This window comes from Streptomyces sp. NPDC001514, from assembly GCF_053597075.1.
On sequence record NZ_JBSFHO010000015.1, the window covers coordinates 79,334 to 99,621 of the forward strand.

General features: G+C 67.0%; 32 protein-coding genes. 4 read left to right on the top strand and 28 right to left on the bottom strand.

The window, feature by feature from the left end; all coding sequences use genetic code 11:
* Positions 1-115: 115 nt before the first annotated feature.
* The 3 genes from rpsI to ACWCXB_RS17850 form a co-directional block, all read right to left on the bottom strand.
* Positions 116-637 (bottom strand): 30S ribosomal protein S9, encoded by a 522-nt coding sequence (gene rpsI, locus ACWCXB_RS17840; RefSeq protein WP_450723851.1) that lies wholly within the window; start codon positions 635-637, stop codon positions 116-118.
* Positions 638-679: 42 nt separating this feature from the next.
* Positions 680-1,123, bottom strand: a complete 444-nt coding sequence (gene rplM, locus ACWCXB_RS17845; protein ID WP_450723853.1) for a 50S ribosomal protein L13 — start codon at positions 1,121-1,123, stop codon at positions 680-682.
* Between the two features lie 258 nt (positions 1,124-1,381).
* Positions 1,382-3,001, bottom strand: coding sequence for an ABC-F family ATP-binding cassette domain-containing protein (locus ACWCXB_RS17850; protein WP_450723855.1), 1,620 nt, complete (start codon positions 2,999-3,001; stop codon positions 1,382-1,384).
* A 56-nt stretch (positions 3,002-3,057) separates the two neighbouring features.
* Here ACWCXB_RS17850 and ACWCXB_RS17855 point away from each other — a divergent pair, with 56 nt between their 5' ends.
* Positions 3,058-3,921, top strand: coding sequence for a hypothetical protein (locus ACWCXB_RS17855; protein WP_450723857.1), 864 nt, complete (start codon positions 3,058-3,060; stop codon positions 3,919-3,921).
* Here the strand turns inward: ACWCXB_RS17855 and truA are convergent.
* The 10 genes from truA to secY form a co-directional block, all read right to left on the bottom strand.
* Positions 3,889-4,761, bottom strand: a complete 873-nt coding sequence (gene truA / locus ACWCXB_RS17860) for a tRNA pseudouridine(38-40) synthase TruA (protein WP_450723859.1) — start codon at positions 4,759-4,761, stop codon at positions 3,889-3,891. The genes ACWCXB_RS17855 and truA overlap by 33 nt on opposite strands.
* Positions 4,762-4,836: 75 nt before the next feature.
* The gene (gene rplQ / locus ACWCXB_RS17865; RefSeq protein ID WP_450723861.1) at positions 4,837-5,331 is read right to left on the bottom strand and encodes a 50S ribosomal protein L17; all 495 of its coding nucleotides are present in this window, start codon (positions 5,329-5,331) and stop codon (positions 4,837-4,839) included.
* A gap of 117 nt (positions 5,332-5,448) precedes the next feature.
* Positions 5,449-6,471 (bottom strand): DNA-directed RNA polymerase subunit alpha, encoded by a 1,023-nt coding sequence (locus ACWCXB_RS17870; RefSeq protein ID WP_003956430.1) that lies wholly within the window; start codon positions 6,469-6,471, stop codon positions 5,449-5,451.
* A 127-nt stretch (positions 6,472-6,598) separates the two neighbouring features.
* Positions 6,599-7,003, bottom strand: coding sequence for a 30S ribosomal protein S11 (gene rpsK, locus ACWCXB_RS17875; protein ID WP_003948617.1), 405 nt, complete (start codon positions 7,001-7,003; stop codon positions 6,599-6,601).
* A 64-nt stretch (positions 7,004-7,067) separates the two neighbouring features.
* The gene (gene rpsM / locus ACWCXB_RS17880; RefSeq protein ID WP_093656368.1) at positions 7,068-7,448 is read right to left on the bottom strand and encodes a 30S ribosomal protein S13; all 381 of its coding nucleotides are present in this window, start codon (positions 7,446-7,448) and stop codon (positions 7,068-7,070) included.
* A gap of 200 nt (positions 7,449-7,648) precedes the next feature.
* The gene (gene rpmJ, locus ACWCXB_RS17885) at positions 7,649-7,762 is read right to left on the bottom strand and encodes a 50S ribosomal protein L36 (RefSeq protein ID WP_003956441.1); all 114 of its coding nucleotides are present in this window, start codon (positions 7,760-7,762) and stop codon (positions 7,649-7,651) included.
* Positions 7,763-7,820: 58 nt separating this feature from the next.
* On the bottom strand, positions 7,821-8,042 hold the full coding sequence (gene infA, locus ACWCXB_RS17890; RefSeq protein ID WP_003956442.1) for a translation initiation factor IF-1: 222 nt from the start codon (positions 8,040-8,042) through the stop codon (positions 7,821-7,823).
* A 141-nt stretch (positions 8,043-8,183) separates the two neighbouring features.
* Complete coding sequence (map, locus tag ACWCXB_RS17895) at positions 8,184-9,020, bottom strand: type I methionyl aminopeptidase (RefSeq protein WP_450723863.1); 837 nt, start codon at positions 9,018-9,020, stop codon at positions 8,184-8,186.
* A 202-nt stretch (positions 9,021-9,222) separates the two neighbouring features.
* Positions 9,223-9,888 (bottom strand): adenylate kinase, encoded by a 666-nt coding sequence (locus ACWCXB_RS17900; protein ID WP_450723865.1) that lies wholly within the window; start codon positions 9,886-9,888, stop codon positions 9,223-9,225.
* Complete coding sequence (gene secY, locus ACWCXB_RS17905; protein ID WP_450723867.1) at positions 9,888-11,204, bottom strand: preprotein translocase subunit SecY; 1,317 nt, start codon at positions 11,202-11,204, stop codon at positions 9,888-9,890. Before secY ends, ACWCXB_RS17900 begins: the two co-directional genes overlap by 1 nt.
* Before the next feature lie 334 nt (positions 11,205-11,538).
* On the opposite strand from secY, the gene ACWCXB_RS17910 reads away from it, so the two are divergent.
* The 3 genes from ACWCXB_RS17910 to ACWCXB_RS17920 all read left to right on the top strand — a co-directional run bounded on the left by ACWCXB_RS17910 (position 11,539) and on the right by ACWCXB_RS17920 (position 13,642).
* The gene (locus tag ACWCXB_RS17910; protein WP_450723869.1) at positions 11,539-12,024 is read left to right on the top strand and encodes a hypothetical protein; all 486 of its coding nucleotides are present in this window, start codon (positions 11,539-11,541) and stop codon (positions 12,022-12,024) included.
* Positions 12,025-12,129: 105 nt separating this feature from the next.
* Positions 12,130-12,786 (top strand): hypothetical protein, encoded by a 657-nt coding sequence (locus tag ACWCXB_RS17915; RefSeq protein ID WP_450723871.1) that lies wholly within the window; start codon positions 12,130-12,132, stop codon positions 12,784-12,786.
* Between the two features lie 229 nt (positions 12,787-13,015).
* Entirely contained in the window at positions 13,016-13,642 is a 627-nt protein-coding gene (locus ACWCXB_RS17920) for a LuxR C-terminal-related transcriptional regulator (protein ID WP_450723873.1), read from the top strand.
* 81 nt (positions 13,643-13,723) lie between these two features.
* Here the strand turns inward: ACWCXB_RS17920 and rplO are convergent, their stop codons facing one another.
* The 15 genes from rplO to rplV all read right to left on the bottom strand — a co-directional run bounded on the left by rplO (position 13,724) and on the right by rplV (position 20,251).
* Entirely contained in the window at positions 13,724-14,179 is a 456-nt protein-coding gene (rplO, locus tag ACWCXB_RS17925; RefSeq protein WP_351226540.1) for a 50S ribosomal protein L15, read from the bottom strand.
* 2 nt (positions 14,180-14,181) lie between these two features.
* Complete coding sequence (gene rpmD / locus ACWCXB_RS17930; RefSeq protein WP_071273185.1) at positions 14,182-14,364, bottom strand: 50S ribosomal protein L30; 183 nt, start codon at positions 14,362-14,364, stop codon at positions 14,182-14,184.
* On the bottom strand, positions 14,364-14,975 hold the full coding sequence (gene rpsE / locus ACWCXB_RS17935; protein ID WP_242329302.1) for a 30S ribosomal protein S5: 612 nt from the start codon (positions 14,973-14,975) through the stop codon (positions 14,364-14,366). Before rpsE ends, rpmD begins: the two co-directional genes overlap by 1 nt.
* A 43-nt stretch (positions 14,976-15,018) precedes the next feature.
* Complete coding sequence (gene rplR / locus ACWCXB_RS17940; RefSeq protein ID WP_336547169.1) at positions 15,019-15,402, bottom strand: 50S ribosomal protein L18; 384 nt, start codon at positions 15,400-15,402, stop codon at positions 15,019-15,021.
* 3 nt (positions 15,403-15,405) lie between these two features.
* On the bottom strand, positions 15,406-15,945 hold the full coding sequence (gene rplF, locus ACWCXB_RS17945; protein WP_450723875.1) for a 50S ribosomal protein L6: 540 nt from the start codon (positions 15,943-15,945) through the stop codon (positions 15,406-15,408).
* 24 nt (positions 15,946-15,969) lie between these two features.
* Positions 15,970-16,368: a 30S ribosomal protein S8 gene (gene rpsH, locus ACWCXB_RS17950; RefSeq protein ID WP_450723877.1), complete on the bottom strand. Its 399-nt coding sequence runs from the start codon at positions 16,366-16,368 to the stop codon at positions 15,970-15,972.
* A 212-nt stretch (positions 16,369-16,580) separates the two neighbouring features.
* The gene (locus ACWCXB_RS17955; protein WP_003956452.1) at positions 16,581-16,766 is read right to left on the bottom strand and encodes a type Z 30S ribosomal protein S14; all 186 of its coding nucleotides are present in this window, start codon (positions 16,764-16,766) and stop codon (positions 16,581-16,583) included.
* 5 nt (positions 16,767-16,771) lie between these two features.
* Positions 16,772-17,329 carry a 50S ribosomal protein L5 gene (rplE, locus tag ACWCXB_RS17960; RefSeq protein ID WP_019329632.1) on the bottom strand — a complete coding sequence of 186 codons (558 nt, stop codon included), beginning with the start codon at positions 17,327-17,329 and terminating at the stop codon, positions 16,772-16,774.
* A complete protein-coding gene (rplX, locus tag ACWCXB_RS17965; RefSeq protein ID WP_105868304.1) occupies positions 17,329-17,652 on the bottom strand; it encodes a 50S ribosomal protein L24 in 324 nt (107 codons plus the stop codon). Before rplX ends, rplE begins: the two co-directional genes overlap by 1 nt.
* 2 nt (positions 17,653-17,654) lie before the next feature.
* A complete protein-coding gene (gene rplN, locus ACWCXB_RS17970; RefSeq protein WP_003956455.1) occupies positions 17,655-18,023 on the bottom strand; it encodes a 50S ribosomal protein L14 in 369 nt (122 codons plus the stop codon).
* A 108-nt stretch (positions 18,024-18,131) separates the two neighbouring features.
* Positions 18,132-18,419 (bottom strand): 30S ribosomal protein S17, encoded by a 288-nt coding sequence (gene rpsQ, locus ACWCXB_RS17975; RefSeq protein ID WP_262006829.1) that lies wholly within the window; start codon positions 18,417-18,419, stop codon positions 18,132-18,134.
* Positions 18,419-18,643, bottom strand: coding sequence for a 50S ribosomal protein L29 (rpmC, locus tag ACWCXB_RS17980; RefSeq protein ID WP_017949657.1), 225 nt, complete (start codon positions 18,641-18,643; stop codon positions 18,419-18,421). Before rpmC ends, rpsQ begins: the two co-directional genes overlap by 1 nt.
* Positions 18,643-19,062, bottom strand: a complete 420-nt coding sequence (gene rplP, locus ACWCXB_RS17985) for a 50S ribosomal protein L16 (protein WP_005313579.1) — start codon at positions 19,060-19,062, stop codon at positions 18,643-18,645. The genes rpmC and rplP overlap by 1 nt, the downstream gene beginning before the upstream one ends.
* 5 nt (positions 19,063-19,067) lie before the next feature.
* Positions 19,068-19,904 (bottom strand): 30S ribosomal protein S3, encoded by an 837-nt coding sequence (rpsC, locus tag ACWCXB_RS17990; RefSeq protein WP_384238635.1) that lies wholly within the window; start codon positions 19,902-19,904, stop codon positions 19,068-19,070.
* Positions 19,904-20,251 carry a 50S ribosomal protein L22 gene (rplV, locus tag ACWCXB_RS17995; RefSeq protein WP_009327087.1) on the bottom strand — a complete coding sequence of 116 codons (348 nt, stop codon included), beginning with the start codon at positions 20,249-20,251 and terminating at the stop codon, positions 19,904-19,906. The genes rpsC and rplV overlap by 1 nt, the downstream gene beginning before the upstream one ends.
* Between the last annotated feature and the right edge of the window lie 37 nt (positions 20,252-20,288).

Here is a 20,288-nt window from a genome sequence, read left to right on the forward strand (position 1 = left end):
CGAGGCATCGAGCTGTGTCACCCCGGGGGGTCGCCCCAGGTGCGATAAACGGAACGCCCCGGCAGCACGGAGTGCCGCCGGGGCGAACGTATGCCGTTGTGGCAAGCAGGCGGGATTAGCGCTTGCTGTACTGCGGCGCCTTACGGGCCTTCTTCAGACCGGCCTTCTTGCGCTCGACCGCACGGTCGTCGCGGCTCAGGAAGCCGGCCTTCTTCAGCGGGCCGCGGTTGTTGTCCACGTCCGCCTCGTTCAGCGCGCGGGCCACGCCGAGGCGCAGGGCGCCGGCCTGGCCGGAGACGCCGCCACCCGAGATACGGGCGATGACGTCGTAGCGGTTGTCGAGCTCGAGCACCTTGAAGGGCTCGTTGACTTCCTGCTGGTGCACCTTGTTGGGGAAGTAGTCCTCAAGGGTGCGACCGTTGATCTTCCACTTGCCGGTGCCCGGAACGATCCGGACGCGGGCAATGGCGTTCTTGCGACGGCCGAGGCCGGCGGCCGGCTGCGGCTCGCCGAAGCGGGACGCGAGCGACTCGCTGGTGTACTCGCCCTCGACGGGGGCCTCGGACTCGAAGGTGGTGACCTCGGCGTAGGTCTCTTCGCCCTCGAGCGGAACTTCGGTGGTGGTCTCGTCGGCCACGATTCTCCTCAGAATTCTCTTCGTCTTAGGGGGTGGCCGGACTTACTGCGCGACCTGGGTGATCTCGAACGGGACCGGCTGCTGAGCAGCGTGCGGGTGGTTCTCGCCCGCGTAGACCTTCAGCTTCGAGAGCATCTGACGGCCCAGGGAGTTCTTGGGGAGCATGCCCTTGACGGCCTTCTCGATGGCCTTCTCGGGGTTCTTCTCGAGGAGCTCGTCGTAACGGACGGAACGCAGACCACCCGGGTAGCCGGAGTGGCGGTACGCCATCTTCTGGGTCCGCTTGTTGCCGGACAGGTGCACCTTCGCGGCGTTGATGATGATGACGAAGTCACCAGCGTCAACGTGCGGCGCGTAGATCGGCTTGTGCTTGCCCCGCAGAAGGGTGGCGGCAGTGGTCGCCAGACGTCCCAGGACGATGTCCTGGGCGTCGATGACGTGCCACTGGCGGGTGACATCGCCGGGCTTGGGGCTGTACGTACGCACGGTCGTAGCCTTCGCTTCTTCAGTGAGTGGGTCCTGACAAGGCCACCCGGACGATCACGACAGCCTTGGCCGCACATCGGGGACGCAACCCGAGTGCCTGCCGCTGGTCATCGGCCCGGTGGACCGGCGTAAGGGCCCCTCGCGTGAGAACGACCAAGCCAATACGCATAACGAACCAGAAGAATACCTTCGGGCACCCACCCGGGTCAAAACGCCTCGGCCCCACAGCCGGGGACACGTCCGAAGGCCCAGGCGCCGTTACCGCTCCCGCACCACCCTACGCTCGTCCCACACCGGCTCCGCCGTCTCCCGTACGCGGCCGTCCGCGCCGAAGACCAGGTAGCGGTCGAACGACCTCGCGAACCAGCGGTCGTGCGTGACGGCCAGGACGGTGCCCTCGTACGCCTCGAGCCCCTCCTGCAGCGCCTCCGCCGACTCCAGGTCCAGGTTGTCCGTGGGCTCGTCCAGCAGCAGCGCGGTCGTCCCGCGCAGCTCCAGCAGCAGGATCTGGAAGCGCGCCTGCTGGCCGCCCGACAGGCGGTCGAACGTCTGGTCGCCCTGCCGTTCCAGCTCGTACCGCCGCAGCGCGCTCATCGCCCCGCCCCGGTCCTTGGCGTGCTCCGTCCACAGGATGTCGACGAGGGTGCGGCCCATCAGCTCCGGGTGGGCGTGGGTCTGGGCGAAGTGCCCGGGCACGACCCGCGCCCCCAGCTTCCACTCGCCCGTGTGCGCCACGTCCTCCCCGGCCAGCAGCCGCAGGAAGTGGGACTTGCCCGAGCCGTTCGACCCCAGCACCGCGACCCGCTCCCCGTAGAAGACCTCCAGGTCGAACGGCTTCATCAGGCCGGACAGCTCCAGTCCGGAGCAGGTCACCGCCCGCACACCCGTCCGTCCGCCCCGCAGCCGCATCCGGATGTCCTGCTCGCGCGGCGGCTCCGGCGGCGGTCCTGCCTCCTCGAACTTCCGCAGCCGCGTCTGCGCCGCCGCGTACCGGGACGCCATCTCATGACTGACCGAGGCGGCCTGCCGCAGATTGACGACCAGCTTCTTCAGCTGCGCGTGCTTTTCCTCCCAGCGCCGCTTCAGCTCCTCGAAGCGCGCGAACCGCTCCCGCCGCGCCTCGTGGAAGGTGTCGAAGCCGCCGCCGTGCACCCAGACGTCGCTGCCCGACGGCCCCGGCTCCACCGCGACGATCTTCTGCGCTGCCCGCGCCAGCAGCTCCCGGTCGTGGGACACGAAGAGCACGGTCTTACGGGTCTCGCGCAGCTGGTCCTCCAGCCACCGCTTGCCCGGCACGTCCAGATAGTTGTCCGGCTCGTCGAGCAGCAGCACCTCGTCCGGCCCACGGAGCAGCGCCTCCAGCACCAGCCGCTTCTGCTCACCGCCCGAGAGCGTCCGTACGAGCCGCCACTGCGCCTTCTCGTACGGCATCCCGAGCGCGGCCATGGTGCACATGTCCCAGACCGTCTCGGCCTCGTACCCCTGCACCTCCGCCCAGTCGCTCAGCGCCTGGGCGTACCGCATCTGCGCGGCCTCGTCGTCGACCGTCATGATCAGTTGCTCGGCCTCGTCGACCGCGCGCGCCGCCGTGCGGATCCTCGGCTGGGCCACCGAGACCAGCAGGTCACGGACCGTGCGTTCGTCCCGCACCGAGCCCACGAACTGCTGCATCACCCCGAGCCCGCCGCTCCCCGACACGGTCCCGCCGTGCGGCTTGAGCTCCCCGGAGAGCAGCCGCAGCAGCGTGGTCTTGCCCGCGCCGTTCGCCCCGACGAGGGCGACCACCGCCCCTTCCCCCACCCGGAAGGAGACGTCGCCGAGCAGCGGCCGCCCGTCCGGCAGGTAGTACTCCAGATGTCCGGCCTCGAGATGTCCCATGGCGGGCATTCTCACCGCCGGACACGCTTCCGCCCAACCGGTTTAGGATGCGCGGCATGAGCTTTGGGGGACCACAGTGGCCGCAGGAGCCGCATCAGCACGCACAGCCGTCGCAGACACCCGACTGGGCCGCGCTCGCGGACGCGTCCGCGTCGCGCGCCCGGCGCAAGAAGTGGCTGCTCATCGGCGGCGGCGCGGTCGCGACGGCGGCGGTCGCCGCGATCGTGGCCACGGCCGTCGTCTCGATGAACGAGGACAACGGCGACTCCGGCAAGAACGCCAGTGACCTGCCCACGGCTCCCGATCTGCCGAACGAGACGGGCCGGCCCGAGCCTTCGTTCTCGTCGGTGGCGCCGCCTCCCCCGCCCAACCCCAAGGACTTCATCTCCAACGAGAAGAAGGACAAGGCGCCGCTCAGCGCCGACACCCTCTTCCCGGGCAAGAAGCTGACGATGGGCAACCGGGTGTACGCCAAGGGCCCGACGGCCCGCACGGGCAACTGCGCCTCGGCCACCCAGGGTTCGCTCGGCGCGGCCCTCACCGCCAACGGCTGCGAGCAGGTCTTCCGCGCCACGTACACCAAGGACGGCGTGGCCGTCACCATCGGTGTCGCCACCTTCCCGACGGAGGCTCAGGCCCAGGCGGCCGTCAAGCGGTCGGCCCGCAACATCGCCCCGCTCTCCGGCTCGGGCGTGGACGGCTTCTGCAAGGGCGGTCCGGTCTGCCGCTTCGTGGGCAACTCCTACGGCCGGTACGCGTACTTCACGGCGACCGGCTACCTCAACGGAAAGTCCGTCACCAAGGGCGACACCAAGGCGTTCCAGCCGGGCGACGACCTGGCGGAATTCACGTTCCGTCAGATCGTCGCGCGCGGCGAGATGCAGGCGTCAGCAGCAGCCACCGCTCCCGCCGGTGGGTGAGCCCGGCAGTGACCGCTTGTTGCGGGCCTCCAGATTCCTGGCGGCCAGCAACTCGTCGGCGGGGTAGCCGACTTCCTCCAGCGTGAGCCCGTGGGGCCGTACGACGTGCACGGCCGAGTCCCGTACCCCCGCGGCCAGCACCTTCCCCGGCCAGTCCACCGGCCGGTGCCCGTCCCCGACGAACAGCATGGCGCCCACCAGCGAGCGCACCATGTTGTGGCAGAAGGCGTCGGCCTTGACCGTCGCGGTCAGGATCCCGTCCGCGCCGCGCTCCCAGCGCAGCTCCTGCAGCGTCCGGATGGTGGTGGCACCCTCGCGCTTCTTGCAGTACGCCGCGAAGTCGTGCTCCCCCAGCAGCCGTGCGGCTGCGGCGTTCATGGCATCCACGTCCAACGGCCAGTCGTGCCACAGCACATGGCCGCGCAGCAGCGGGTCGACACCGCCGGGGTGGTCGGTGACGCGGTAGGCGTACCGCCGCCAGATCGCCGAGAAACGCGCGTTGAAGCCCGCCGGGGCCCCCTCCGCCTTCCACACCCGCACATCGTGCGAGAGCCGCCCGGCAAGGCGCCGCAGCAGCTTCTCGCGGTGCTCGTCCCACAGCTCCTGCGGCAGATCGACGTGGGCGACCTGGCCGCGGGCGTGCACACCGGCGTCCGTGCGGCCGGCGACGGTCAGCTCGTACGACTCCGACGACCGGGTCACCGTACGGATCGCGTCCTCGATCTCGCCCTGTACGGTCCGCTGTCCCCGGGTCTGCCTGGCCCAGCCGGAGAAGTCCTTGCCGTCGTACGACAGGTCCAGCCGCACCCGTACGAAGCCGGGCCTCACGTCATCGCTCACGTCTCATATCCCTTTCAGCGGAACGGGCCCGCCCCCACAAAGGGGAACGGGCCCGTTCACTGGTCTTCAGAACGCTCAGGCGTCCTTGGACTCCTCGGCCGGAGCCTCGGCGGCGTCCTCGGCCTTGGTCTCCTCGACCTTGGCCTCCTCGGCCTCCTTGACCGCACGCTTGGTGGCGGCCTCGGCCTCGGCGACGGTGGCCTTCTTCGCGATCTCGCCCTCGACGAGCTCGATCACGGCCATCGGGGCGTTGTCACCACGACGGTTGCCGATCTTGGTGATACGGGTGTAGCCACCCGGACGCTCGGCGTAGCGCGGGGCGATCTCGGTGAAGAGCGTGTGGACGATGCTCTTGTCCGTGATCGTCTGCAGCACCAGGCGACGGTTGTGGATGTCGCCCTTCTTCGCCTTCGTGATCAGACGCTCCGCGATCGGACGCAGGCGGCGGGCCTTGGCCTCGGTCGTGGTGATGCGGCCGTGCTCGAACAGCGACTTCGCGAGGTTCGCGAGAAGCAGCTTCTCGTGCGCGGCGCTGCCGCCCAGACGGGCACCCTTGGCGGGCTTCGGCATGGTTCTTCTCCTTGAGTGCTGCACCGGCCGTGTCAGGTACCGGTGTCAGTTCCCTCGCCGCGGTCGCGGGAGGGCGTACGAGAGGCGCGGGCCGGAACCCGCGCCCCCGTAATTCTCTTAGTACTGCTCGGTCTCGACGAACCCGGCGTCCGCGTCGTCGTCGGCGCCGAAGGCGTCGGCAGCGGCGGTCGGGTCGAATCCGGGCGGGCTGTCCTTGAGGGCCAGGCCCATGCCGGCCAGCTTCGCCTTGACCTCGTCGATCGACTTCGCACCGAAGTTGCGGATGTCGAGCAGGTCGGCCTCGGAGCGGGCGACGAGCTCACCCACGGAGTGGATGCCCTCGCGCTTGAGGCAGTTGTACGAGCGGACCGTGAGCTCCAGCTCCTCGATCGGCAGCGCCAGGTCGGCGGCCAGGGCCGCGTCCGTCGGGGACGGGCCCATGTCGATGCCCTCGGCGTCGATGTTGAGCTCGCGCGCCAGACCGAACAGCTCGACCAGGGTCTTGCCGGCCGACGCCATGGCGTCACGCGGACGCATGGCCTGCTTGGTCTCGACGTCGACGATCAACTTGTCGAAGTCGGTGCGCTGCTCGACGCGGGTCGCCTCGACCTTGTACGTGACCTTGAGCACCGGCGAGTAGATGGAGTCGACCGGGATACGGCCGATCTCCTGGCCCACCTGCTTGTTCTGCACGGCGGAGACGTAGCCGCGACCGCGCTCGACGGTCAGCTCCATCTCCAGCTTGCCCTTGCCGTTCAGGGTGGCCAGGACCAGGTCGGGGTTGTGGACCTCGACACCGGCCGGGGGCGCGATGTCGGCGGCGGTGACCAGACCCGGACCCTGCTTGCGCAGGTACATCACGACCGGCTCGTCGTGCTCCGAGGAGACGACCAGCTGCTTGATGTTCAGGATGAGGTCGGTGACGTCCTCCTTGACGCCCGGCACGGTGGTGAACTCGTGCAGGACACCGTCGATCCGGATGGACGTGACGGCAGCGCCCGGGATCGAGGAGAGGAGCGTACGGCGCAGAGAGTTGCCGAGCGTGTAGCCGAAGCCGGGCTCCAGCGGCTCGATGACGAACCGCGAGCGGTACTCGTCAACAACCTCTTCGGTCAGCGAAGGACGCTGAGCGATCAGCATGGTGTTTTTCCTTCAGTCGTGGACGCCCACTATTTGACGTCCGACGGAGTACTGCGTACTGCAAGGGTACGGGCGGCACGGCCCGAAGGAGCCGTACCGCCCGAAGCCTCAGGTCAAGCGCGACGAGTCAGACGCGGCGGCGCTTGGGCGGACGGCAGCCGTTGTGCGGGGTGGGGGTGACGTCCTGGATCGAACCGACCTCGAGGCCCGTGGCCTGGAGGGAGCGGATCGCGGTCTCACGGCCGGAGCCCGGACCCTTGACGAAGACGTCGACCTTGCGCATGCCGTGCTCCTGCGCGCGGCGAGCGGCCGACTCGGCGGCCATCTGCGCGGCGAACGGGGTGGACTTGCGCGAGCCCTTGAAGCCGACGTGGCCGGCGGAGGCCCAGGAGATCACGTTGCCGGTCGGGTCCGTGATGGACACGATCGTGTTGTTGAACGTGCTCTTGATGTGCGCGTGGCCGTGCGCGACGTTCTTCTTTTCCTTGCGGCGCACCTTCTTGGCAGCGCCCTGGCGTCCCTTGGGGGGCATGTATTTCTCCCGTGGAGGTGGTCGGTCCTACAGCGAAGACCGCTGATGAGCGTCCTGCTGAGGACTACTTCTTGCCCGGCTTCTTCTTACCGGCGATGGCGCGACGCGGGCCCTTGCGGGTGCGAGCGTTCGTGCTGGTGCGCTGACCGTGGACCGGCAGACCACGGCGGTGGCGCAGACCCTGGTAGCAGCCGATCTCGACCTTGCGGCGGATGTCGGCCTGGATCTCGCGGCGGAGGTCACCCTCGGTCTTGAGGTTGGCGTCCACGTACTCGCGGATCTTGACCAGGTCCTCTTCGGCCAGGTCACGAACGCGGGTGTTCGGGTTCACACCGGTCGCGGCGAGGGTCTCCTTCGCCAGGGTGCGGCCGATGCCGAAAACGTAGGTGAGTGCGACCTCCACACGCTTGTCGCGCGGGATGTCAACACCGGAAACGCGTGCCATTCAATGGCTCCTGTGGTGTTCGGGGGTCTTCCGCAGAACCACTCCCGACCGCCGACCGCTCCCGAAGGAGAGGGTGGTACGTCCGGGTCCCCGGCCCCCGCCGGAGGTGCCGCCGACCCTTGCGGGCTGGGCGGGCTCTGCGTATCTACATGTATTGCTCGCGTCGCGCGAAGTAACTGCGAAATGCAGGAGGTCGTGCGTCAGCCCTGGCGCTGCTTGTGGCGCAGGTTGTCGCAGATGACCATGACCCGGCCGTGACGGCGGATCACCTTGCACTTGTCGCAGATCTTCTTGACGCTCGGCTTGACCTTCATGGGATGTGAGGTTCTCCGGGTCAGTGCCACCACCCCACGGGAGGGGTGAAGGCAAGATCTACTTGTACCGGTAGACGATCCGGCCACGCGTCAGGTCGTACGGAGACAGCTCCACGACGACCCGGTCGTCCGGGAGGATACGGATGTAGTGCATCCGCATCTTGCCGGAGATGTGCGCGAGGACCTTGTGACCGTTCTGGAGCTCCACCTTGAACATGGCGTTCGGCAGGGACTCGATCACGGTGCCCTCAATTTCGATGGCACCTTGCTTCTTGGCCACTCTTTGCCCTTCGAATCGGCTACCTTGATCGACTTTCGCCTCCGTATGCAGACACACGGGTGCACGAGAGCCGACGCATCAGTCTACGTCAGGCCCCCGGGAAAAGACGAATCCGGGGAGTTTGCCCGGCAGGACAGATCATCATGCGAGGGGATCCGGAGCCGCCGTGACGCCCAGCTCGGCCAGCTTCGCCTTGCCCCCGTCCACCGCGGTCAGCACCAGCGGGCCCTCCTCCGTCAGCGCCACCGAGTGCTCCCAGTGGGAGGACCACGTGCCGTCCGTCGTGATGACGGTCCAGTCGTCCGAGAGGACCTCGGTGTGCGCGGTGCCGAGGGACACCATCGGCTCGATGGCCAGGCAGAAGCCGGGGACCAGCTTCGGGCCCTTGCCACGCTTGCGGGTGACGTAGTTCAGCAGGTGGGGGTCCATGTGCATCTCGGTGCCGATGCCGTGGCCGCCGTAGTCCTCGATGATCCCGTACTTCCCGCCGCCGGGCTTCGGCTGGCGGCGGATGTACGTCTCGATGGCGCGGGAGATGTCGACCAGCCGGTTGCCGTTCTTCATCGCGGCGATACCGGCCCACATGGACTCCTCGGTCACCCGGGAGAGCTCGATCAGCTCCGGTGCGTGACCGTCGCCCACGAACGCCGTGTACGCCGCGTCGCCGTGCCAGCCGTCGACGATGGCGCCTGCGTCGATGGAGATGATGTCGCCGTCCTTGAGGACGGTCTTCTCGTCGGGGATGCCGTGGACGACGACCTCGTTCACCGAGGTGCAGATGGTGGCGGGGAAGCCGCCGTACCCGAGGAAGTTCGACTTGGCGCCGTGGTCGGCGATCACCTTGCGGGCGACCTCGTCCAGATCCTTCGTGGTGGCGCCGGGGACCGCCTCCGCACGGGTCGCCGCATGGATGGCGGCGACGACCAGTCCCGCCTCGCGCATCTTCGCGATCTGCTCGGGGGTCTTGATCTGCACCATGACGGCTGACGCCTTTCTAGGACCAGTGGTTCGGGTTGCCGGCGTGTGGGCGGCCCGCCGGGCACGGCGAGGCGCCCACATCATTGTGGTGAGCGCCTCGTACCACGATACGGCCGTGGTGGGCCGGGCACGTTGCGCCACCTCAGCACATCGGCCGCGACGCCCTGTGAGGGCGCCGCGGCCGAGAGGTGAAGCGTACGGCTCAGGCCTGCGCGGCCCGGTCGGTACGGAGAGCCTCCATCGCCCGCTCGGTCACGTCCGTGACCTTGCCGAGCGCGGAGATGGTGACCACCAGGCCCTGGGCCTTGTAGTAGTCGATGATCGGCTCGGTCTGCGTGTGGTAGACCTCGAGCCGCCGACGCACGGTCTCCTCGGAGTCGTCGTCGCGCTGGTAGAGCTCGCCGCCGCAGATGTCGCAGACGCCCTCCTGCTTCGGCGGGCTGTACGAGACGTGGAAGACGTGCTTGTCCTCGTTGCGGCACAGCCGGCGCCCGGCGATCCGCTTCACGACCTCGTCCTCGGGGACCTCCAGGTCCAGGACCGCGTCGAGCTTCATGGACTCGGTGGTCAGCATCTCGTCCAGGGCCTCGGCCTGCGAGACGTTGCGCGGGAAGCCGTCCAGCAGGAAGCCGTTCTCCGCATCCGGCTGCTCCATGCGGTCCTTGGCCATCCCGACGGTGATCTCGTCGGGCACGAGGTCCCCGGCGTCCATGTACGCCTTGGCCTTCCTGCCCAGTTCCGTGCCCTGGCTGATGTTGGCCCGGAAGAGGTCGCCCGTGGAGATGTGCGGGATCGACAGGTTCTTGGCAAGGAACGCGGCCTGCGTTCCCTTGCCGGCACCGGGCGGTCCGACGAGGACGATTCGCATCAGCGGAGGAACCCTTCGTAATTGCGCTGCTGGAGCTGGCTCTCGATCTGCTTCACGGTCTCGAGACCGACACCCACGATGATGAGGATGCTCGTGCCACCGAACGGGAAGTTCTGGTTGGCACCACCGAAGCCTGCCAACGCCATCGTCGGCACAAGAGCGATCAGACCCAGGTACAGCGAGCCCGGCCAGGTGATCCGGTTGAGCACGTAGCTCAGGTACTCGGCGGTAGGTCGACCAGCCCGGATACCCGGGATGAAGCCACCATACTTCTTCATGTTGTCCGCGACTTCCTCGGGGTTGAACGAGATGGCCACGTAGAAGAAGGCGAAGAAAACGATCAGGAGGAAGTAGGTGACGATGTAATAGGGGTGGTCACCGGTACGGAAGTGGGTTTCGATCCACGTCTTCCAGCCCGCGTTCGAGCTGGAGAACTGGGCGACGAGCGCCGGGATGTAGAGCAGCGACGACGCGAAGATGACGGGAATCACACCCGCCTGGTTCACCTTCAGCGGGATGTAGGTGGACGTACCGCCGTAGGACCTGCGGCCGATCATCCGCTTCGCGTACTGCACGGGGATCCGGCGCTGGGCCTGCTCGACGAAGACGACGAGGGCGACCATCACGAAGCCGATCAGGATGACCGTGCCGAACTCGATCCAGCCCTTGGCGAGCTTGCCGCTCTCCTTGATGGCCCACAGCGCGCCGGGGAAACCGGCGGCGATGGAGATGAACATCAGGATGGACATGCCGTTGCCGATGCCGCGGTCGGTGATCAGCTCACCGAGCCACATGACGACGCCCGTACCGGCGGTCATGGTGATGACCATGGTGGCGGTCACGAAGATCGACTGATCCGGAACGATCTCGGTCGCGACCGGGCAGCCGGAGAACAGAGCGCCGCTGCGGGCAGTGGCCACCAGGCCGGTGCCCTGGAGCACGGCCAGCGCGACCGTGAGGTAACGCGTGTACTGCGTGATCTTGGCCGTGCCGGCCTGACCCTCCTTCTTGAGGGCCTCCAGACGCGGGATGACCACGGTCAGCAACTGCAGGATGATGCTCGCGGTGATGTACGGCATGATGCCGAGCGCAAAGATCGTGATCTGCAGCAGGGCACCGCCACTGAACAGATTGACCAGACCCAGGAGGTTGTTGCCCTTCGATGCCTGGTCGACACAGATCTGGACGTTCTCATAGCTGACACCGGGGACCGGAATGTGTGCTCCGATCCGGTACAGCACGATGATGCCGAGCGTGAAGAGCAGCTTCTTGCGCAGGTCGGGCGTCTTGAACGCCCGGGCGAACGCGGTGAGCACGGTGCCTCCTGCGACCCCCGCGTTACGCGCGTGAGGGTGACGGTTGGTAAGTGAGCAGGTACAGAACACGGCAGCCCCACGCACGAGCGCAGACTGCCGGGAATCCTAACAGCGGCTACCATACCCGGCCGCACGGCGAGCGTGAAACGTCACCGAGGCACGTCAGCGGCCCGTTCGCCCAGGGCGACCCGTGGGCCCGGGCATCCGACTTTCGTCGGGGGCGCTGCCGACCAAGGGACGTGATGACACGGGATGCCACCCCCAGAAGACTGATCGCGCGGTTCCGGTGTGGCCGGAACCGTTCGTTGCAGCCGACCACCCGGGGGAACCACCCATGAAGAAGTCATTGACCGTTGCGACCGCGGCGAGCGCCGCCCTGCTGTTCGGGGCTACCGGCGCCACGGCGGCGGAGTCCGCGCCCGCGCCGGCGGAGAGCAGCGCCGTCCTGGTCAGCGCGAAGAGCACCGCTGCCGCGCCCATGGCGGCCGCCGCGACGTGCACCCTCAAGCTGGGCAAGCCCTGGAAGGAGAACATCGCGCGCGTGGGCAGGAGCGACCACGCTCGGGGCACCTACTCGACCCTGAACAACTGCAGTGGCTTCGCCCTCAGCGCCACGCTGCAGTACCACCGCTGGCACGGCTGGTCCGGCCTCTCCAGCGCGAGCTGGGCGGGCAACCGCTCCACCCGGATCCTCCAGTGGAAGTGCCAGGGCAAGGGCACGTTCACCTACCGCATGTACGGCACCGTTCGCGGCGGCAGCACCGGCGAGGAGCCGCGCGTCGGCCGTGGCTGGGGCCCGGAGCGCCGCTTCAGCTGCTGACGCCTCTCTCGGCTGACCCCATCTCATCAGATGCACCGGGGTCGTTCATGGCTGGATGAACGACCCCGGCCTGCTGCCGAGCGGACCGATCAGGACCGGATCATCATGAGGAAGCGAATCTGGGCGGCCCTCGCAGGGGCTGCCGCGACGACGGCCGCCGTCGTCGTCATCACCAATCCGGGAGCCCCGGACGCCCCGGACGCCGGACGGCGCACCGGCACCGAATCGACTGTCACCCTCATCGGGTTCAAGGAAGTGGCACGGCTGGATCCCACAGGGTCCATGACGGCCACGCGCCAGGTCGACATCTACGCCGAGCACAGGGCCGACGCGGTCAGCACCCTCCGGTTCGTCATCACGACAGAGGGAAGGGTGACGGAGGAGCGCCTCTGGGAGGCAGAACACCCCGACTCGATCACCGTCCGGAACTGGGACTCGTGCAGTACGACATCGGAGCCGACCCCGGCGCCGAGACCGGACAGCCTCGAGGTGATCGTCACCGAACTCTTCGGGCCCGACTCCGTCCCGCCCGGCGCGAAGAAGGCGCCGGGGGGCGCGACCAGCTGGGTGAGCACAGCAGGTCTCGTCACCACGAAGTACACGGACAACGGCGGTCCATATCCCGACAGAGTGGTCGAGATCAAAGGGCCGGACGGCTCGATCGGCTCTGTCATCGACCACTCGAGAATCAGTCACGCCGCCGCCCTGCCGGAATGGCGCGACGGGTGGCAGACATGCCGGCCCACGGCAGGATCCGCCTGATCGGTCCCCGCGGCAGCAGGACGAGCCGGCCTCTTCATCACCCGCCGAGGGTGCGGAAGGGGTCGGCTTTCGGCTTTTCTGAGAGCAAGTGAAACGGAATCTCAGATACCGCTTCAACCCCCTACGTCGCCACGGTGCCGTCGGTTACACTCGCAATCATCAGCGATCACTCGGGGCGGGAACGAGGGCGCGACATTCCGCCCCCGGAATCGATAACTAAGCGGGGGAAATGACCACTGAGAAGAGTGCCCACGCCCTTGTCGTCGACGATGACTTGACCCGCACTCTCGGAATTCAGCAGATCGTCGAGCAATTCTCGTACGTGACAGCGATCAGCACCAGCACGGGTTCCGGCCTCTACAGCGCAGCCACACACAGCACACCGGACGTCATCCTGCTCGGCCCCTCCAGCCTGCCCGACGGCGAGCAGCACACCTTCGCCCGACTGCAGGCACTGACCGGCGGATGCCGAATCATCACGTTCGGGGACTCGACCAGCACCCGAATAAATCCACCCAACGTTTCGGTCGGGCTCTACGGGTTCCTGCCTTCCAGCGCAACTCGCGAGGACTTCGATCGCGCCTTGTCCAGCGTCCTGGCAGGATTCACCTATTTCCCTCAGAACATGACTGAGGAATTAATCGACTACCGCATCCGGTTCCCGCAGCTGACCACTCGGGAGCAGGAGGTGCTCGATCTCCTTTCCGGCGGTCTGAGCAATCATCGAATTGCAAAGGCCCTCGGAATCAAGGAAACCACGGTGAAGATGTATGTGACTCAGGTGCTGGCCAAGCTCAACGTCGAAAGCCGACTTCAGGCCTGTCTCAAGGCCCGGGGTTTCGAGGCAGCGGCCTGATCACCTGTCACCATGCATGAAGAAAGCCTGGCCGGCGCCCACGAGGGGCACCGGCCAGGCTCTGTTCTGTCAGACCGAAGCTCAGACGAGCTCGGTGACCGTGCCGCCGGCGGCGGCGATCTTCTCCTTGGCGGAGCCGGAGACGGCGTCAACCGAAACCTGCAGCGCCACGGAGATCTCGCCCTGGCCCAGGACCTTGACGAGGCTGTTCTTGCGCACCGCACCCTTGGCGACCAGATCGGCCACCGTGACCTCGCCACCCTGCGGGTAGAGCGCGGCCAGCTTGTCCAGGTTCACGACCTGGTACTCGGTGCGGAACGGGTTCTTGAAGCCCTTCAGCTTCGGAAGGCGCATGTGGAGGGGCATCTGCCCACCCTCGAAGCGCTCCGGAACCTGGTAGCGGGCCTTCGTACCCTTGGTACCACGACCGGCCGTCTTACCCTTCGACGCCTCACCACGACCGACACGGGTCTTGGCGGTCTTGGCGCCCGGGGCGGGACGGAGGTTGTGGATCTTGAGCGGGTTGTTCTCCGCCATGATCAGTCGACCTCCTCAACCGTCACGAGGTGGCGGACGGTGTGCACCATGCCGCGGAACTCGGGGCGGTCCTCCTTGACGACCACGTCGTTGACCCTCTTCAGGCCAAGCGAACGCAGCGTGTCACGGTGGTTCTGCTTGCTGCCGATGTACGACTTCGTCTGCGTGATCTTGAGGCGAGCCATTACGCACCCGCTCCCGCACCGGCACGCGCACGCAGCAGAGCCGCGGGGGCGACATCCTCGAGCGGCAGACCACGGCGAGCCGCGATCTCCTCGGGACGCTGCAGACCCTTCAGGGCCGCCACGGTCGCGTGAACGATGTTGATCGCGTTGGACGAGCCGAGCGACTTCGACAGGATGTCGTGAACGCCGGCGCACTCGAGCACGGCACGCACCGGGCCACCGGCGATAACGCCGGTACCGGGGGAAGCCGGCTTGAGCAGGACGACGCCCGCAGCCTTCTCGCCCGTGATCGGGTGCGGGATGGTGCCCTGGATACGGGGGACCTTGAAGAAGTGCTTCTTGGCCTCCTCAACACCCTTGGCGATGGCGGCCGGCACCTCCTTGGCCTTGCCGTAACCGACACCCACGGTGCCGTCACCGTCGCCCACCACGACCAGCGCGGTGAAGCTGAAGCGACGACCACCCTTCACAACCTTGGCGACACGGTTGATCGCGACAACGCGCTCAACGTAAGCGGTCTTCTCGGCGGCAGCTGCGCCGCCGTCACGGCCCTTCCGGTCCCGCCGCTCGCCGCCACCGGCACCGCTTCCGCGGCGCTGGGGTCCAGCCATTGGAATTACCTCTCTTCGTTTTCCGCTGAGCTACGGAACCGGCTCAGAACTTCAGGCCGGCTTCGCGGGCGGCGTCCGCCAGGGCGGCGATGCGCCCGGCGTACTGGTTGCCGCCACGGTCGAACACGACAGCCTCGACACCGGCGGCCTTGGCACGCTCGGCCACGAGCTGGCCGACCTGCTTCGCCTTCGCCGACTTGTCGCCTTCGCCGCCGCGGATGGACGAGTCCAGGGTGGACGCCGACGCGAGGGTGTGACCCGCGAGGTCGTCGATGACCTGAGCCGTAATGCCGCGGTTGGACCGGGTGACGACCAGACGCGGACGCGCCGGCGTACCCGAGATCTTCTTGCGGATGCGGATGTGGCGACGCTTCAGGGAAGCGCCCTTGTAGGCCTTGCCCTTGGCAATCTTCACGCCGTATGCCATGGCTTACTTACCAGCCTTTCCGACCTTGCGGCGGATGACCTCGCCCGCGTACTTCACGCCCTTGGCCTTGTACGGGTCGGGCTTGCGCAGCTTGCGGATGTTCGCGGCGACCTCGCCGACCTTCTGCTTGTCGATGCCCTCGACCGAGAACTTGGTCGGCGACTCGACCTTGAAGGAGATGCCCTCGGGGGCCTCCACCAGGATCGGGTGGCTGTAGCCGAGCTGGAACTCCAGGTTGGAGCCCTTCGCGGCAACGCGGTAACCGACACCGCTGATCTCGAGCGCCTTGGTGTATCCCTGGGTCACACCGGTGATCATGTTCGCCACCAGCGTGCGGGACAGGCCGTGGAGGGCCTTGTTCTGACGCTCGTCGTTGGGGCGGGTGACGCTGAGAACGCCGTCCTCACCCTTCGCGATCTCGATCGGCGCGGCAACGGTGTGGGTCAGGGTGCCCTTGGGGCCCTTCACCTGAACCGTACGGCCATCGATGGTGACATCCACGCCGGCGGGAACCGGGATGGGGAGCTTGCCGATACGCGACATTGCTGTGTCTCCTCCCTTTCCCGACTACCAGACGTAGGCGAGGACTTCCCCACCCACGCCCTTCTTCTGCGCCTGCTTGTCGGTGAGGAGCCCGTGCGACGTGGAGATGATGGCCACGCCCAGGCCGCCGAGCACCTTCGGCAGGTTGGTGGACTTCGCGTACACCCGGAGACCGGGCTTGGAGATCCGCTTGATGCCCGCGATGGAGCGCTCACGGTTCGGGCCGAACTTCAGCTCGAGGACGAGGTTCTTGCCGACCTCGGCATCCTCGACACGCCAGCCCGTGATGAAGCCCTCCTGCTGGAGGATCTCCGCAATGTGCGACTTGATCTTGCTGTGCGGCATCGTCACGGAGTCGTGGTACGCCGAGTTCGCGTTCCGCAGACGCGTAAGCATGTCTGCGATCGGATCAGTCATGGTCATGAATTGGCCTTCGGCCTCTCTCGCCGGGGTTTCCTGTATGCGCCATCCCTCTCCCCACACATGGGCGGGACGGGTGCGGCGCGGGGACCTACGGCGTAGTAAGTCGATCAGGGCGGCGGGCGCCCAACCCCACAAGCCTACGGCATGTGGAGGTGGGCCCCGCCGACCCGTTGCTTACCGAGAGCCTCCGGTAATTCCCGTGAATACGGGGATTACCAGGAGCTCTTGGTCACGCCCGGCAGCTCGCCACGGTGAGCCATCTCACGAAGGCACACGCGGCACAGGCCGAACTTGCGGTACACGGAGTGCGGGCGGCCGCAGCGCTGGCAGCGGGTGTACGCACGCACACCGAACTTGGGCTTACGAGCAGCCTTGGCAATAAGAGCCTTCTTCGCCATCTCGCTTACGCCTCCTTGAACGGGAAGCCGAGGTGACGGAGAAGGGCACGGCCCTCAGCGTCGTTGGTCGCCGTGGTCACCACGGTGATGTCCATACCCCGGACGCGGTCGATCTTGTCCTGGTCGATCTCGTGGAACATGACCTGCTCCGTGAGACCGAAGGTGTAGTTGCCACGGCCGTCGAACTGCTTGGGGGACAGGCCACGGAAGTCGCGGATGCGCGGCAGCGCGAGCGACAGGGTGCGGTCCAGGAACTCCCACATGCGGTCGCCACGGAGCGTGACGTGGGCACCGATCGGCTGACCCTCACGCAGCTTGAACTGCGCGATGGACTTACGGGCCTTGGTGACGGCCGGCTTCTGGCCGGTGATCGTGGTGAGGTCGCGAATGGCGCCCTCGATCAGCTTGGAGTCGCGGGCGGCGTCGCCCACACCCATGTTGACCACGATCTTCACGAGGCCGGGAACCTGCATGACGTTCTCGTACGAGAACTCCTCACGCAGCTTGCCCGCGATCTCCTCGCGGTACTTCGTCTTGAGACGCGGAGTGGTGGTGGTAGCCATCAGATGTCCTCACCCGTCCGCTTGGCAACGCGGATCTTGTTGCCCTCGTCGTCGAAGCGGTAACCGACGCGGGTCACGACCTTGTTGCCGTCCTTCTCCACGACGAGCTGAACGTTGCTCACGTGAATGGGGGCCTCGGTGGTGACGATGCCGCCGGCCTGCGACGCACGGCCCGGCTGGTTGGCCTTCGTGTGCTTCTTGACCCGGTTGACACCCTCGACCAGGACACGGTCCTCGCGGGGGAAGGCCGCGATGACCTTGCCCTGCTTGCCCTTGTCCTTACCGGTGATGACCTGGACCAGGTCGCCCTTCTTGATCTTCATGCTTACAGCACCTCCGGCGCGAGCGAGATGATCTTCATGAACTTCTTCTCGCGCAGCTCACGGCCCACCGGGCCGAAGATACGGGTGCCGCGAGGGTCGCCGTCGTTCTTCAGAATGACGGCGGCGTTCTCGTCGAAGCGGATGTACGAGCCGTCCTGGCGGCGGCGCTCCTTGACGGTGCGAACGATGACCGCCTTGACGACGTCACCCTTCTTCACGTTGCCACCGGGGATCGCATCCTTGACGGTGGCGACGATGACGTCACCGATGCCCGCGTAGCGGCGACCCGAGCCACCGAGAACACGGATGCAAAGGATCTCCTTGGCACCAGTGTTGTCGGCGACGCGAAGTCGCGACTCCTGCTGGATCACGTCTATCTCCTGTTTGTCTGCCGGTTCCCGGCAGGGGCTTCCCTCCGAAGAGGTACGGCCCCTGCCGAGCCTGGCGGAACGAACTCGAAGGGTTACCCCTTCAAGTAATTACTTGGCCTTCTCGAGGATCTCGACGACGCGCCAGCGCTTCGTCGCGGACAGCGGCCGGGTCTCCATGAGGAGGACGCGGTCGCCGACACCCGCGGCGTTCTGCTCGTCGTGCGCCTTGAGCTTGTTCGTACGGCGGATGACCTTGCCGTACAGCGCGTGCTTGACGCGGTCCTCGACGGCGACGACGACGGTCTTGTCCATCTTGTCGCTGACGACCAGACCCTCACGGGTCTTGCGGAACCCGCGCTCGGCGGTCTTGTTCTCAGTCACGTTGCTCTCGCTCATCAGGCGCTCTCCACCGTCTCGATGCCCAGCTCGCGCTCACGCATCAGGGTGTAGATCCGCGCGATGTCCTTGCGGACGGCCTTCAGCCGGCCGTGGTTCTCGAGCTGGCCCGTCGCCGCCTGGAAGCGGAGGTTGAACAGCTCTTCCTTGGCCTCGCGGAGCTTGGCAACAAGCTCCTCGTTGCCCAGCTCGCGCAGCTCGGACGCCTTGGTACCGGCCGACATCACGCTTCACCTGCCTCGCGCTTGACGATCCGGCACTTCATCGGCAGCTTGTGAGCCGCGCGAGTCAGAGCCTCACGTGCGATCTTCTCGTTCGGGTAGGACAGCTCGAACATGACCCGGCCCGGGTGCACGTTCGCGACCCACCACTCCGGGGAACCCTTACCGGAACCCATGCGGGTCTCGGCAGGCTTCTTCGTCAGCGGGCGGTCCGGGTAGATGTTGATCCAGACCTTGCCGCCACGCTTGATGTGGCGGGTCATCGCGATACGAGCCGCCTCGATCTGGCGGTTGGTCACGTACGCCGGAGTCATGGCCTGAATGCCGTACTCGCCGAACGCAACCGTCGTACCACCCTTGGCCATACCGCGGCGCTTGGGGTGGTGCTGCTTGCGGTGCTTGACCCTGCGGGGGATCAGCATTTCGGTCAGGCCTCCGTTCCGGTGCTCTCAGCAGCCGGAGCGGCGGCGGGAGCGTCGGCCTTGGGGGCCTCGGCAGCCGGCGCGGACTGCTGCTGCGGCTTGCGACCGCGACCGCCACGCTCGCCACCACGGCCACCACGGGCCGGGCGGTCGTTGCCACCACGGGCCGGGCGGTTGCCGGCGCGGGCAGCGGCGTTCTCGGCGCGGACCTCGGCGATGTTCTTGACGTCGCCCTTGTAGATCCAGACCTTCACGCCGATGCGGCCGAAGGTGGTCTTGGCCTCGAAGAAGCCGTACTCGACGTTCGCGCGGAGCGTGTGCAGCGGCACACGGCCCTCGCGGTAGAACTCCGAGCGGGACATCTCGGCGCCGCCGAGACGGCCACCACACTGGATCTTGATGCCCTTGGCGCCGGCCTTCATGGCGGACTGCATGCTCTTGCGCATGGCCCGACGGAAGGAGACGCGGGAGGACAGCTGCTCGGCAACGGCCTGGGCCACGAGCTGAGCGTCGACCTCGGGGTTCTTGACCTCGAGGATGTTCAGCTGGACCTGCTTGCCCGTGAGCTTCTCGAGGTCGCCGCGGATGCGGTCGGCCTCGGCGCCACGGCGGCCGATGACGATGCCGGGACGCGCGGTGTGGATGTCCACCCGCACGCGGTCACGGGTGCGCTCGATCTCAACCTTCGAGATACCGGCGCGCTCCATGCCGGACGTCATCATCCGACGGATGGCGACGTCTTCCTTGACGTAGTCCTTGTACAGCTTGTCGGCGTACCAGCGGGACTTGAAGTCCGTGGTGATGCCGAGCCGGAACCCATGCGGGTTAACCTTCTGGCCCATTACCGGGTTCCTTCCTTGCTGCTGACGACCACGGTGATGTGGCTGGTCCGCTTACGGATCCGGTAGGCACGGCCCTGAGCACGCGGACGGAACCGCTTCAGGGTCGGGCCCTCGTCGACGTACGCCTCGCTGATGAACAGCGAAGAGGCGTCCGTGTGGTCGTAGTTGTGCGCGGCGTTGGCAATGGCGCTGTCCAGCACCTTGCCGACCGGCACGCTCGCGGCCTGCGGGGCGAAACGCAGGACCGCCTGAGCCTCCGTGGCGTCCATGCCACGGATGAGGTCCACCACGCGGCGGGCCTTCATGGGCGTGACGCGGATGTACCGCGCCTGGGCCCTGGCTTCCATGGTTGTCCCTTCGGTGTAAGTCATAGTCGTTTCCACC